Below are 12,606 nucleotides of genomic sequence, written 5' to 3' on the forward strand. Positions count from 1 at the left end.
GAGGAACGAGGTACAGATGGCTAAGAAACCAGGACAAGATTTTCGTAGTGCTCAGAGCGGCTTAAGTGAACTGAAGTCGCGCTTGTTATTCGTAATTGGTGCACTTTTAGTATTCCGAGCCGGCTCCTTTGTGCCGATTCCTGGTATTGACGCTGCTGTACTTGCCGATTTGTTCGAACAGCAAAAAGGTACCATCGTTGAAATGTTTAACATGTTCTCCGGTGGTGCTCTTGAGCGTGCATCTATATTAGCATTGGGCATCATGCCGTATATTTCGGCATCTATTGTTGTCCAATTGCTAACTGTAGTTCATCCAGCGTTAGCTGAACTCAAAAAAGAGGGTGAAGCAGGCCGTCGTAAGATCAGCCAATACACACGCTACGGCACGCTTGTACTTGCAACCTTCCAAGCTATAGGTATTGCAACTGGCCTACCAAACATGGTCGACAATCTGGTTGTTATCAACCAAACCATGTTTACGCTAATTGCTACCGTAAGTTTAGTAACCGGTACTATGTTCTTAATGTGGTTAGGTGAACAAATTACAGAGCGAGGAATTGGTAACGGTATTTCGATACTGATTTTTGCAGGTATTGTTGCTGGATTGCCTTCTGCAATCGGTCAAACAATCGAGCAAGCGCGTCAAGGTGAATTGCATGTACTTCTTCTGTTGCTAATCGCGGTATTAGCTTTTGCAGTCATTTACTTCGTTGTTTTCATGGAACGTGGTCAACGCCGAATCGTCGTTAACTACGCGAAGCGTCAACAAGGTCGTAAAGTATTTGCTGCGCAAAGCTCGCATCTGCCTCTTAAAATTAACATGGCAGGTGTAATTCCAGCGATTTTTGCATCAAGCATTATCTTGTTCCCAGGAACATTGGCTCAGTGGTTTGGTCAAAACGGCGAGAGCAGCGCGTTCGGTTGGTTAACTGACGTGTCTTTGGCTCTTAGCCCAGGTCAACCGTTGTATGTAATGCTTTATGCAGCAGCAATTATCTTCTTCTGTTTCTTCTACACGGCGTTGGTTTTCAACCCGCGTGAAACAGCAGATAACTTGAAGAAGTCTGGTGCATTCGTACCCGGTATCCGCCCAGGTGAGCAGACAGCGAAGTACATTGATAAAGTAATGACACGTTTAACCCTTGCTGGTGCACTGTACATTACCTTTATCTGTCTGATTCCCGAGTTCATGATGGTCGCGTGGAACGTACGTTTCTACTTCGGCGGTACATCGCTACTAATCGTAGTTGTTGTAATTATGGACTTTATGGCACAGGTACAGACTCATCTGATGTCTCAACAGTATGATTCTGTGTTGAAGAAAGCGAATCTGAAAGGCTACGGCCGTTAATCCGGCGGTAGACTCAGTTTCATTTACGGAGTTTAGCAATGAAAGTTCGTGCTTCCGTTAAAAAAATCTGCCGTAACTGTAAAGTAATCAAGCGTAACGGTGTCGTTCGCGTGATTTGCAGTGAGCCAAAGCACAAACAGCGCCAAGGCTAATTAGCAGAAATTTTTACTTGAAAATGAAGGTTGGGTCGAGTATATTCCTCGGCCTACCTTTTGCGTGCAAAAGAAGTAGTATTCCGCAGCGTATCCATAACGGGCTTTGCTGCGGCTAATTCTTTTATAGAAACACTTAGGAGTGAATAATGGCCCGTATAGCAGGCATTAACATTCCTGATCAGAAACATGCAGTAATCGCTCTAACAGCGATCTACGGCATCGGTAAAACTCGCTCTCAAGCTATCCTAGCTGAAGTGGGTATTGCTGAAAATGTTAAGATCAGTGAACTAACTGAAGAGCAGATCGATCAACTGCGTGATGGTGTAGCTAAGTACACTGTAGAAGGTGATCTACGTCGTGAAGTATCTATGAACATCAAGCGTCTTATGGACCTTGGCTGTTACCGTGGTCTTCGTCATCGTCGCAGTCTACCACTACGTGGACAGCGTACTAAAACCAACGCTCGCACCCGTAAGGGTCCGCGTAAGCCGATCAAGAAATAATCGGGAAGGTAGAGTACAATGGCTAAACAACCAACTCGCGCTCGTAAGCGCGTACGCAAGCAAGTTGCAGATGGCGTTGCGCACATCCATGCTTCTTTCAATAACACAATCGTAACCATTACTGACCGTCAAGGTAACGCTCTTGCATGGGCTACTGCAGGTGGTTCTGGTTTCCGTGGTTCTCGTAAGTCTACTCCGTTCGCTGCACAGGTTGCTGCTGAGCGTTGTGCTGAAATGGCTAAAGAATACGGCCTAAAGAACTTGGAAGTTATGGTTAAGGGTCCTGGTCCAGGTCGCGAATCTACTGTTCGTGCACTAAACGCCGCTGGTTTCCGCATCACAAACATCGTTGATGCTACACCAATCCCTCATAACGGTTGTCGTCCACCTAAGAAACGTCGCGTATAACGTTTCTAGGACAATTGGAGAAGAATCATGGCAAGATATTTGGGTCCTAAGCTGAAGCTTAGCCGTCGTGAAGGCACTGACTTATTCCTTAAGTCTGGTGTTCGCGCGATCGATACCAAGTGTAAAATTGATAACGCACCAGGTGTACACGGCGCTCGTCGCGGTCGTCTATCTGAGTATGGCGTTCAGCTTCGTGAGAAGCAAAAAGTACGTCGTATGTACGGCGTTCTAGAAAAACAATTCCGTAACTACTACAAAGAAGCTGCTCGCCTAAAAGGCAACACTGGTGAAAACCTACTTCAGCTTCTTGAAGGTCGTCTTGATAACGTAGTTTACCGCATGGGCTTTGGTGCAACTCGCGCAGAAGCACGTCAGCTAGTTAGCCACAAAGCTATCCTAGTAAACGGTAAAGTTGTAAACGTTCCTTCTTTCAAAGTAGCGGCTAATGACGTTGTTTCTATTCGCGAGAAAGCTAAACAGCAAGCTCGTATTAAAGCTGCTCTAGAAGTTGCTGAACAACGTGAAAAACCAACTTGGATTGAAGTAGATGGTGGCAAGATGGAAGGTACATTCAAGCGTATGCCTGAGCGTTCTGATCTATCAGCTGACATCAACGAACAATTGATCGTCGAGCTTTACTCTAAGTAAGGTTTAAACTAAAGAGAGGACACAATGCAGGGTTCTGTAACAGAATTTCTTAAGCCACGTCTAGTTGACATCGAACAAATCAGCTCGACTCACGCAAAAGTAACTCTTGAGCCATTAGAGCGTGGCTTTGGTCATACTCTGGGTAATGCACTTCGCCGCATTCTTCTATCTTCTATGCCTGGTTGTGCAGTGACAGAAGTAGAAATCGAAGGCGTACTTCACGAGTACAGCACTAAAGAAGGTGTACAAGAAGATATTCTTGAAATCCTTCTAAACCTTAAAGGTTTGGCAGTGCGTGTTGCTGAAGGCAAAGATGAAGTGTTCATTACTTTGAACAAATCAGGCTCGGGCCCTGTGGTTGCAGGTGACATCACCCATGATGGTGATGTAGAGATCGCTAACCCTGAACACGTTATTTGTCACCTAACGGATGACAACGCTGAAATCGCAATGCGTATTAAAGTAGAACGTGGTCGTGGTTATGTTCCAGCTTCTGCGCGTATCCATAACGAAGAAGACGAGCGTCCAATCGGTCGCCTACTAGTAGATGCTACTTACAGCCCAGTAGACAAAATTGCCTACGCTGTAGAAGCAGCTCGTGTAGAACAGCGCACTGATCTAGACAAGCTTGTTATCGATATGGAAACAAACGGTACTCTAGAACCTGAGGAAGCAATCCGTCGTGCAGCTACAATCCTAGCTGAACAATTGGATGCATTCGTAGATCTTCGTGATGTACGAGTTCCTGAGGAGAAAGAAGAGAAGCCAGAATTCGATCCGATCCTACTGCGTCCTGTAGACGATCTTGAACTAACAGTTCGCTCTGCTAACTGTCTGAAAGCAGAAGCGATTCACTACATCGGTGATCTAGTACAACGTACTGAGGTTGAGCTACTTAAAACGCCTAACCTTGGTAAAAAATCTCTTACTGAGATTAAAGACGTACTTGCGTCACGTGGTCTGTCTCTGGGCATGCGCCTAGAAAACTGGCCACCTGCATCAATCGCTGAAGATTAATCGATACTAGTTAGAAGGATTAGGTCATGCGCCATCGTAAGAGTGGTCGTCAACTCAACCGCAACAGCTCACATCGCAAAGCGATGTTCAGCAACATGGCTAGCTCTCTAGTACGTCATGAAGTTATCAAGACTACTTTGCCAAAAGCAAAAGAGCTACGTCGCGTAGTTGAGCCTTTGATTACACTAGCTAAGACTGACAGTGTTGCTAACCGTCGTCTAGCATTTGCACGTACTCGTGACAACGAAGTAGTTGCAAAACTATTTAACGAACTAGGTCCACGTTTTGCTGCTCGTCAGGGCGGTTACACTCGTATCCTAAAAGCTGGCTTCCGTGCTGGTGATAAAGCTCCAATGGCTTACATTGAGCTTGTAGATCGCCCAGCTGCTGAAGAAGCTGCTGAGTAATCAGTTCGTAAGAACGAGAAAGCCGAGCGTTAGCTCGGCTTTTTTGTATCTGCGATTCAGTAAATCTTTATATCCAGCCTGCATTTATTTTACTCCATGCAGACTGGCAATTTAAAAAGTGATTATCACTTGCGCTTATTTACTAGTATTCCACAACCCGCCCAACGAACTTAGAAGTCCCTCGCTAGCGCCTTGCTTGTTCAAGTAATCCAAGATTACTGGAGCAAACTGACTGATCATAGAGGGATCTAAACCCAGCGTATCAAAAGCGCTTTTTACTGCACTAATATTCTCAATATTCCCCAGTAAGCTTTGTGCTCCTTGCAAGTTTGAAAGCCCAGGTATCAAAGACTGTAATTCACTGCTATTTTCTTGTGAAAGCTGGCTTTGAGCCAAAGCGAGTAGTGCGCCACTACCTCCAGCCGCTTGTTCTGTAGATACAGGTAATTGGCTAGTTAGCATGTCTGTCAATGGAGATGATTCAGTGTTCAGGCTACTACCTACCATATCCATTAGGCCACTTTCTTTACTTTTTTGCGTGACGGAATCTAAGAATGCGTGTGCACTACCAATGTTCATTGATAAGAGTGCCAGAGTCAGGAGTGTTTTACGCATAGTACCTCCGAAGGTTGAGCGTTTTTAACGTGATTTTATTGTTTTAAAGGCTATCAGAATGAAAGGTTTAGAGGTGAGAAAGTCTATTCAGTTTAGACAAAAAAACGGCGCTAATGCGCCGTTTTATTAAATCATAATTGAAAATGGTTTCAATTAAAGAATATCTAGTAGTTCTACTTCGAAAACTAGTGCTGCGAATGGAGGGATAGCTGCACCAGCGCCACGCTCACCGTACGCAAGGTCTTGTGGTACGTATAGTTTCCACTTAGAACCAACAGGCATTAGTTGTAGTGCTTCTACCCAGCCTTTGATTACGCCTGTAACAGGGAATTCAGCTGGTTGACCGCGAGATACAGAGCTATCGAATACAGTACCGTCAGTTAGCTCACCGTGGTAGTGAACGCGAACTGAGCTTTCTGCTGTTGGAACTGCACCAGTACCTTCAGAAATGATTTCGTACTGAAGGCCAGAGTCTAGAACGTTAACTTCAGGGCGTAGTGCGTTGTCTTTTAGGAACGCTTCGCCTTCTGCTGCTGCAATTTTCGCTGCTTCTTGGCGAGCGGTTTCTGCACGAGTGTGAAGTTCTTGTAGTGCTTTGTTGATTTCATCAATTTCGATTGATGGCATGTCACCAGTTAGTGCTGTTGCAATACCCGCTGCGATAGCATCAACGCTAAGACCTTCAAGACCAGAACCTGCAAGTTGCTGACCCATTTGCAGACCAATGCCGTAGCTTGCTTTTTGTTCTGCAGTTTCAAATTTAATTTCAGACATGAATGTCGCTCTTGTTAGGAGTGATAAAGGCAACAGGATATCAGTTTCGAGCTTAGGTTTAAATGATTGCGACTGAATGCTTAATTGAGGCGGCCAGGGTGTGACTTATCTCTTACTCCAAGTGAAATTTCTGCTAATTTAATCCAAATTCCATTTTAGTTTAGTGAAAAACATATACTCTCCGCGTCGGTATTTTTATACTGGCAGTAGAAGTATTAAGGGACTCATTAAAATGAATCGTCGCAGAAAGAAAAAGCAGCAAGTCGACTATGTCGAATTGGTTAAACAAAAATTCGCTGCTATCGACTGGAAGCAGCCGTTCAACAAAGAGCAGTGGTTGGAGCGTATACAGCCTGTTAAGCAGTTTTGGCTGCGCCTACCGAAATTCCATCAACGAGCTTTGATGGTTTTAGTACCATTGATTCTGGTACTCCTTGTTATTCCTTTGCCGAATAAAACAGAACAATCAGTTGAGCAAGCTGAGGTCGATCATCAGCGCGTAGCGATTCAGCTGAACGCACAGAGTTTAAGCCAGCAAAGAACCTCTCAGAATTCTGGGCCGAAATCCGAAGACTGGAAAGAGTACACGGTTAAAAATGGCGACACGTTAGCGCAGGTTTTCAGAAGTAATCAGCTCTCGATGGCGGATCTTAGCGCTCTAGTAAAAATCGAAGGCAGTGATAAGCCGCTGAGCCAAATTAAACAAGGACAATTGATTCGCTTTAAGCTTAGCGATGAAGGCGAGTTGGATATGCTGCAACTAGAAAAAAGCGGCCGGTCCGTCATGTTTTTCCGCTTATCGGATGGGACCTTTGGGCGCAACAAGTAGATGCTTCAAATGAACTAAAGACGCGAAGGTATCGCGTCTTTTTAGTTTATCTATAAATTAGTTAACCTAGCAATGAACGCGTTATATCGCTACGGCTTCTTTTCGCATATCCACATGAGGAATACCATCCTCTAGGTAGCGATCAGAAATAACTTTGAATCCATGACTCGCATAAAACTGGATGAGATGCTCTTGAGCTCCTATATCAATCGTCTGTCCTGGCCACAATATTTCACACTGTGTTAATGCCTCTTTCAGCAACTTATGTCCCAGACCATCACCACGCGCAGTTTGTTTGGTGACGACTCGACCAATGCTCACATTGTCATACGTCGTGCCAGCGGGTAGCAATCGTGCGCAAGCAACAAGTTCATCACCGTGGTAACCTATTAGATGATAAACACCTTCCAGTGTGTCTTTGCCATCCAGTTCAGGATAAGGGCAGGTTTGTTCAACGACGAATACATCCACACGTAATTTCATCATTGTATACAATTGTGTGGTTGTCAGTTGAGCAAAGGGCAAAGTAATCCAAGTGAGCATGTTGTCATCCGTCATGAGAGTAGAGTGACTGACTTTACTTTGTTTTGTACTCATACTCATTAACAAAGGTTAATTATCACTGGTTTTCCCACCAAATCTGGTGATAATGTGCCCTCTTTTCATCTCACCTGAGGATATTCCCGTGAGCAAACAAACTTTTGATCAAGTCGGGCTAAACCCAGCGTTACTCGCCACACTTGATTCCCTGAACTACACCCACATGACGCCAATTCAAGCTTTGAGTTTGCCTGCAATCCTAAAACATCGTGATGTCATCGGGCAGGGTAAAACGGGCTCAGGTAAAACCGCTGCATTTGGTTTGGGTGTTTTATCGAACCTTAACGTCAAACGCTTTCGTGTCCAGTCATTAGTATTGTGTCCAACTCGTGAGCTTGCGGATCAAGTCGCGAAGGAAATTCGTACTTTAGGTCGTGGCATTCATAATATTAAAGTGCTTACTCTCTGCGGTGGGATGCCAATGGGGCCACAAATTGGTTCTCTGGAGCATGGCGCGCATATCTTAGTCGGCACACCTGGCCGTATTTTGGATCACCTTGAGAAAGGCCGAATTAACCTGAGCGAGCTGAATACCTTGGTGCTAGATGAAGCTGATCGCATGTTGGACATGGGTTTCCAAGACGCATTAGATGCGATTATTGATGCAGCGCCAAAGCAGCGTCAAACTCTACTTTTCAGTGCTACTTTCCCAGAGAAAATTGAGCAAATTGCGCAGCGTATTATGCAGACGCCTGAAGTCATTAAGGTGGAATCGACTCATGATACCTCAAGCATTGCTCAGCATTTCTACAAAGTTGAAGGTTCGGAAGCGCGTGATGAAGCGTTGGCGAACTTGCTACTGACTCACCAACCAGAGTCCGCTGTGGTTTTTTGCAATACCAAAAAAGAAGTGCAAAGTGTCGCAGATGAGTTGCATCGCAAAGGGTTCAGCGTTATCGATATCCATGGGGACTTAGAACAGCGTGAACGCGATCAAGCATTGGTGCAGTTTGCTAACAAGAGTGTTTCTATCCTTGTCGCAACAGACGTCGCGGCGCGTGGTTTGGACGTAGATAACCTTGATGCAGTCTTTAACTTTGAGCTATCGCGCGATCCTGAGGTTCATGTACACCGTATCGGTCGTACAGGCCGTGCAGGTAGTAAAGGTTTGGCGTTCAGCTTCTTTGGAGAGAAAGACGGTTTGCGTGTAGCTCGTATTGAAGAATACCTGGACATGGACGTGGTACCAGCAACATTGCCTGCCAAATCAAATCAGCAGCCATACCAAGCGAAGATGGTGACGATTAACATTGATGGCGGTAAGAAACAGAAAGTACGACCGGGTGATATCTTAGGATGTCTGACTGGAAAAAATGGTATCCCAGGCTCTCAAGTTGGCAAGATTCACCTTTTCCCGATGCGCGCCTACGTTGCGGTCGAGAAGTCAGCTGCCAAAAAGGCTCTACAAACCATTAGTAATGGCAAGATGAAAGGGCGTCAGTTCCGAGCGCGGCTTCTTAAATAGCATAGAAAGGCTCTTCGTTTGAAGAGCCTTTTCTTTTTCGAGTTTACTTGGATGTGTGATCTTTAGTTAAGCGCGCTTTAATTCGGCTCAAACTGATAGGCGTGATCCCAAGATAAGCAGCTATTTGGCTATCGGTAATACGTAGCTTTAAGTCTGGGTAATGGGCGCAAAATAGTTGATATCGTTCCTCTGGGGAGTAGAGCAGCATAAAGCGTTCTTTGTTCTCTTTATTAACCAGTTGGTTTTCGAGTAGCTTTAAGTAAATGGCGTGTTTTTCTGCTCGCCATTGATGCAGCGTTTCAATTGGTAAGCAAAATAGCTGACAAGCGCTCAGCGTTTCCAATAAGTAAGGCGAAGGTTGGTTCTTAATTATGCTCTCAAAGCCGATAACCCAGTCTTTCTCCCAATAAAATTCTTTACTGAACTCTTTGCCCTGCTCAGTGAGATAGCTTGCATGGCATAACCCTTCAATAATGAAGTAAAGGTGCGAGCTAAACTCTCCTTGGTGGTTAAGAATGTGGCGCGTAGGCAGTTCGAGTAACTCACCATTTTCGATAAGTTGGTTTGCTTCTGTGTCTAAGAAGCCATGATTGACTAAGTCTGAAAAAAGATCGCTGTGCATGTGATAACTCAGAAACGGTTTTCTTTATTCTAACGGGTTTTATTGATAACAAAAAAGCGGCTCATGAGAGCCGCTTAGCGTTGTTGTCAAATCAGCCTTACTTATTCAGATCGATTTGGTAAATCGCGAAACCAATGTCGTCAGTCGCGACACGTTTCATTGGGTATTGACCTTTATCTTTAATGAATTGCGCCGCTTTATCGCTAGGAGATGTTTCGAAGCGAATATCTAGCTTTTTATCGGATTTAATCGGTGCGAAAGACCAGTTGTTGTCAGCGCTTGGTGTCACTTCACCTTTTTCTTCACTCACGCGAGAAATATAAGCGGCGACGACAGAGCGGTTTTCATCTGGTGCGTCAAACGCAATAAAGTCTGGGCCCGTACCAGGGAAGGTATTGCTATAAGCACGGTAGTTATTAGTTGCGATGATGAAGTCTTGTTTTGGATCAACTGGCTTACCATTGAATGTCAGATTCACAATACGCTGAGAATCTGGATTAATCACTTTGCAGCTCGCATCGTATTTGGGCGGTTGGGTGATATCGATCTGGTAGTTCACCCCATCAATGACATCGAAGTTGTACGTACGGAAATTGTCCCAATCAATCAAAGATTGTGGTTCAGGATTGTTGATGTCGATGTGGTTGAATTGACCCGCGCTGCACTCTAGCCATTCGCGAACCTCTTTACCTTTCACTTTCATCGCGACCAAGGTGTTGGGATATAAATAAAGATCGGCAGCATTACGGAAGGTGAGCTGACCGGACTCTACTTCTGTAAAGTTATTCGGATCGTTCTTACGCCCCCCGACTTTAAATGGTGCTGCGGCACTCAATACTGGAATGTCAGCGAGATCTGGGTCGCCTTGAATAAAGCGTTCCACGTAATCTTTCTGAGCAAGGTTAACGATCTGAATGGTTGGGTCGTCCTGCACCAATGCCAAGAAGCTATACATGACATCATTTGCTTTGCCGATTGGTTGGTTTACAAATTCACGAGTGCCTTTGTGATCCTCTTCTAACGCTTTCACAATACCTTCATCGGCTTTAGCTAATGACTTCTTATTTACTTTATCGAAGATAGGGCGTGCTTCTGCTTGGCCTTCAACTACTTGCCATCTGCCGTCTTTCTCTTTCAGCATCAAATCCATCACACCTACGTGACTTCCCCAGCGGCCCGGCATCACTGACGTTACACCATTGATGGTCCCTTTCTCGGTATCAACATCAGGTAGGTTTGCGAAGTCTTTCCCTGGGAAGACCGCGTGAGAGTGGCCAAAAGCAATCGCATCAATACCTTCAACTTCTGTGAGGTAGTAAACTGAGTTTTCAGCGCCTAGCTTGTATGGGTCAGTAGAAATGCCCGAGTGTGGAATCGCCACAATCACGTCTGCGCCTTCTTTCTTCATTTGAGGAATCAGTTTCTCTGCTGTTTCCTTAATGTCTTTAGCAAAGACTTTGCCTTCTAAGTTCTTCTTATCCCACACCATAATTTGTGGTGGTACAAAGCCGATATAACCCACTTTTATTTGATGCGCTTCGCCGTTTGTATCTTTAAAGGTGTGGGTTTTGATGAGGTAAGGCTTGAAGTAATGCTCACCGGTTTTTTTATCAAATACGTTTGCGTTGATGTAAGGGAAGTTAGCGCCCGCCAACGTTTTTTGTAGAAAATCTAAGCCATAGTTGAACTCATGATTGCCAATGTTGCCCACATCGTAGTCTAGTTGGTTCATCGCCTTGTAGACTGGGTGGACATCGCCAGTGTTAATCCCTTTCGCCGCCATGTAATCGCCCATTGGGCTGCCCTGAATTAAATCGCCGTTATCTACTAATACCGTGTTTTCTGCCTCGGACTTAGCCTGTTTCACTATGGTCGCAGCACGACTTAAACCAATTTGCTGTGATGGTTGGTCTTTGTAGTAATCGTAATCCATCACGTTGGTGTGAATGTCGGTGGTTTCGATAATACGAAGCTTGATGGTATCGGCCATCGCAGGGCCCGCAAGCGTTAGCATGCCACTTAACACTGCGAGGGAAATAGGGTGAACTGCCACTTTCATTTGGTGCTCCAATTCAATGGGAAGGGGGAATCGTACCGCGTAATGTATCAAACGCTGGTGCAACTTAATGATAAAGATACAGAAAACTGTGAACAGAAATCAGTTTACTGAACCTTATTCATATTAACCGCCGACTTTTTCACGCTTTTGAATGAGACCAAACAAAAACTTCTTAGCAGATTTTTGAATAAAAAATGAAATTTTAGAATTTCAGGTAATATAAACGCCCCGCCATAATGCTTGCATAACGATATCAATGGACGATGAGCAAGCACATGGCAACGAACGATTCAGTCACTTCTTTTCCTAAACCAAAGCCCCGGTTAGTTTCTGACAACTCAGTAGCTGGTGTTACTCGTTTTGCAAAGCAATCGCTACAGCCTGGTGAAGTCGCCTTAGTGGGGGCGGGGCCGGGTGATCCTGAACTTTTGACAGTGAAAGCACTGAACTGTTTGCAGCAAGCCGATGTGGTTTTGTACGACTACTTGGTGTCTGAAGAAATCATGGCCTTGATCCCTAGCGATACGATTTTAGTGTGCGTTGGGAAACGAGCTGGGCATCACAGTGTGCCGCAGGAGAAGACGAACCAGCTATTGGTGGACTTTGCCAAGCAGGGCTACAAAGTAGTGCGCATTAAAGGTGGTGATCCATTTGTATTCGGTCGTGGCGGTGAAGAGCTGGAAGTGCTTGCTGATGCAGGCGTCCGTTTTCAGGTCGTCCCTGGCATTACCGCGGCAGCTGGCGCAACGGCCTATGCTGGGATTCCACTGACTCATCGCAATTACGCGCAATCGGCCATCTTTGTGACCGGCCACTTGAAAGAAGAAAGCGATGAGATGGATTGGTCAACGTTGGCTCGTGGGAATCAGACTTTAGTGATCTACATGGGGCTGATGAAATCACACTATATTCAGAATCAACTCATTAAGCATGGTCGTTCTGCGTCGACTCCGATTGCTATTATTGAGCGTGGTACGCAGATTCAACAAAAAGTATTTACGGGAGAGCTCTCCCAACTCTCTGATTTATCGAAGGAAGCTCAATCGCCATCTTTGATTGTTGTCGGAGAGGTAGTGCGACTGTCTCAAAAGTTAGACTGGTTTTTGTCTAGTACTGAATTCAACAAAAGTGCTATTGCCAACTCCATATAATT

Annotated in this window: 15 protein-coding genes; 10 read left to right on the forward strand and 5 right to left on the reverse strand. The window is 45.0% G+C overall.

The window, feature by feature from the left end:
- Nucleotides 1-16 precede the first annotated feature (16 nt).
- The 7 genes from secY (at nt 17) to rplQ (ending at nt 4,489) form a co-directional block, all read left to right on the forward strand.
- Entirely contained in the window at nt 17-1,351 is a 1,335-nt protein-coding gene (gene secY / locus FKN08_RS13355; RefSeq protein ID WP_005379562.1) for a preprotein translocase subunit SecY, read from the forward strand.
- A gap of 38 nt (nt 1,352-1,389) precedes the next feature.
- A complete protein-coding gene (gene rpmJ / locus FKN08_RS13360) occupies nt 1,390-1,503 on the forward strand; it encodes a 50S ribosomal protein L36 (protein WP_000868186.1) in 114 nt (37 codons plus the stop codon).
- Between the two features lie 149 nt (nt 1,504-1,652).
- The gene (rpsM, locus tag FKN08_RS13365) at nt 1,653-2,009 is read left to right on the forward strand and encodes a 30S ribosomal protein S13 (protein ID WP_005383154.1); all 357 of its coding nucleotides are present in this window, start codon (nt 1,653-1,655) and stop codon (nt 2,007-2,009) included.
- A gap of 18 nt (nt 2,010-2,027) precedes the next feature.
- On the forward strand, nt 2,028-2,417 hold the full coding sequence (gene rpsK, locus FKN08_RS13370; protein WP_001118870.1) for a 30S ribosomal protein S11: 390 nt from the start codon (nt 2,028-2,030) through the stop codon (nt 2,415-2,417).
- 27 nt (nt 2,418-2,444) lie between these two features.
- The gene (rpsD, locus tag FKN08_RS13375) at nt 2,445-3,065 is read left to right on the forward strand and encodes a 30S ribosomal protein S4 (protein ID WP_005383146.1); all 621 of its coding nucleotides are present in this window, start codon (nt 2,445-2,447) and stop codon (nt 3,063-3,065) included.
- A gap of 24 nt (nt 3,066-3,089) precedes the next feature.
- Nucleotides 3,090-4,082, forward strand: coding sequence for a DNA-directed RNA polymerase subunit alpha (gene rpoA, locus FKN08_RS13380; RefSeq protein ID WP_005383143.1), 993 nt, complete (start codon nt 3,090-3,092; stop codon nt 4,080-4,082).
- Between the two features lie 26 nt (nt 4,083-4,108).
- Nucleotides 4,109-4,489 carry a 50S ribosomal protein L17 gene (gene rplQ, locus FKN08_RS13385; protein WP_005383141.1) on the forward strand — a complete coding sequence of 127 codons (381 nt, stop codon included), beginning with the start codon at nt 4,109-4,111 and terminating at the stop codon, nt 4,487-4,489.
- A gap of 135 nt (nt 4,490-4,624) precedes the next feature.
- On the opposite strand, the gene FKN08_RS13390 is transcribed toward rplQ, so the two are convergent.
- Together FKN08_RS13390 and FKN08_RS13395 are read right to left on the reverse strand one after the other, a co-directional pair.
- Nucleotides 4,625-5,104, reverse strand: coding sequence for a DUF2780 domain-containing protein (locus FKN08_RS13390; RefSeq protein WP_012841172.1), 480 nt, complete (start codon nt 5,102-5,104; stop codon nt 4,625-4,627).
- A 153-nt stretch (nt 5,105-5,257) separates the two neighbouring features.
- Nucleotides 5,258-5,878, reverse strand: coding sequence for an FKBP-type peptidyl-prolyl cis-trans isomerase (locus FKN08_RS13395; RefSeq protein ID WP_005392370.1), 621 nt, complete (start codon nt 5,876-5,878; stop codon nt 5,258-5,260).
- A gap of 232 nt (nt 5,879-6,110) precedes the next feature.
- Between FKN08_RS13395 and FKN08_RS13400 the strand changes: the two genes are divergently transcribed.
- Nucleotides 6,111-6,707, forward strand: a complete 597-nt coding sequence (locus FKN08_RS13400; RefSeq protein WP_046874056.1) for a LysM-like peptidoglycan-binding domain-containing protein — start codon at nt 6,111-6,113, stop codon at nt 6,705-6,707.
- Between the two features lie 81 nt (nt 6,708-6,788).
- Here the strand turns inward: FKN08_RS13400 and FKN08_RS13405 are convergent, their stop codons facing one another.
- Nucleotides 6,789-7,250 carry a GNAT family N-acetyltransferase gene (locus FKN08_RS13405; protein ID WP_046874180.1) on the reverse strand — a complete coding sequence of 154 codons (462 nt, stop codon included), beginning with the start codon at nt 7,248-7,250 and terminating at the stop codon, nt 6,789-6,791.
- A gap of 142 nt (nt 7,251-7,392) precedes the next feature.
- Here FKN08_RS13405 and dbpA point away from each other — a divergent pair, with 142 nt between their 5' ends.
- Nucleotides 7,393-8,772, forward strand: coding sequence for an ATP-dependent RNA helicase DbpA (gene dbpA, locus FKN08_RS13410; RefSeq protein WP_047009023.1), 1,380 nt, complete (start codon nt 7,393-7,395; stop codon nt 8,770-8,772).
- Nucleotides 8,773-8,815: 43 nt separating this feature from the next.
- Here the strand turns inward: dbpA and FKN08_RS13415 are convergent, their stop codons facing one another.
- Both FKN08_RS13415 and cpdB read right to left on the reverse strand, forming a co-directional pair.
- A complete protein-coding gene (locus tag FKN08_RS13415; protein WP_012841168.1) occupies nt 8,816-9,394 on the reverse strand; it encodes a cyclic nucleotide-binding domain-containing protein in 579 nt (192 codons plus the stop codon).
- A gap of 97 nt (nt 9,395-9,491) precedes the next feature.
- Nucleotides 9,492-11,453, reverse strand: a complete 1,962-nt coding sequence (gene cpdB, locus FKN08_RS13420; protein ID WP_170892309.1) for a 2',3'-cyclic-nucleotide 2'-phosphodiesterase — start codon at nt 11,451-11,453, stop codon at nt 9,492-9,494.
- 275 nt (nt 11,454-11,728) lie between these two features.
- Here cpdB and cobA point away from each other — a divergent pair, with 275 nt between their 5' ends.
- Nucleotides 11,729-12,604 carry a uroporphyrinogen-III C-methyltransferase gene (gene cobA, locus FKN08_RS13425; RefSeq protein ID WP_170892310.1) on the forward strand — a complete coding sequence of 292 codons (876 nt, stop codon included), beginning with the start codon at nt 11,729-11,731 and terminating at the stop codon, nt 12,602-12,604.
- The last annotated feature ends 2 nt before the right edge of the window (nt 12,605-12,606 follow it).

Source organism: Vibrio sp. 1-2 (7-a) (assembly GCF_013048515.1).
GTDB lineage: Bacteria > Pseudomonadota > Gammaproteobacteria > Enterobacterales > Vibrionaceae > Vibrio > Vibrio diabolicus.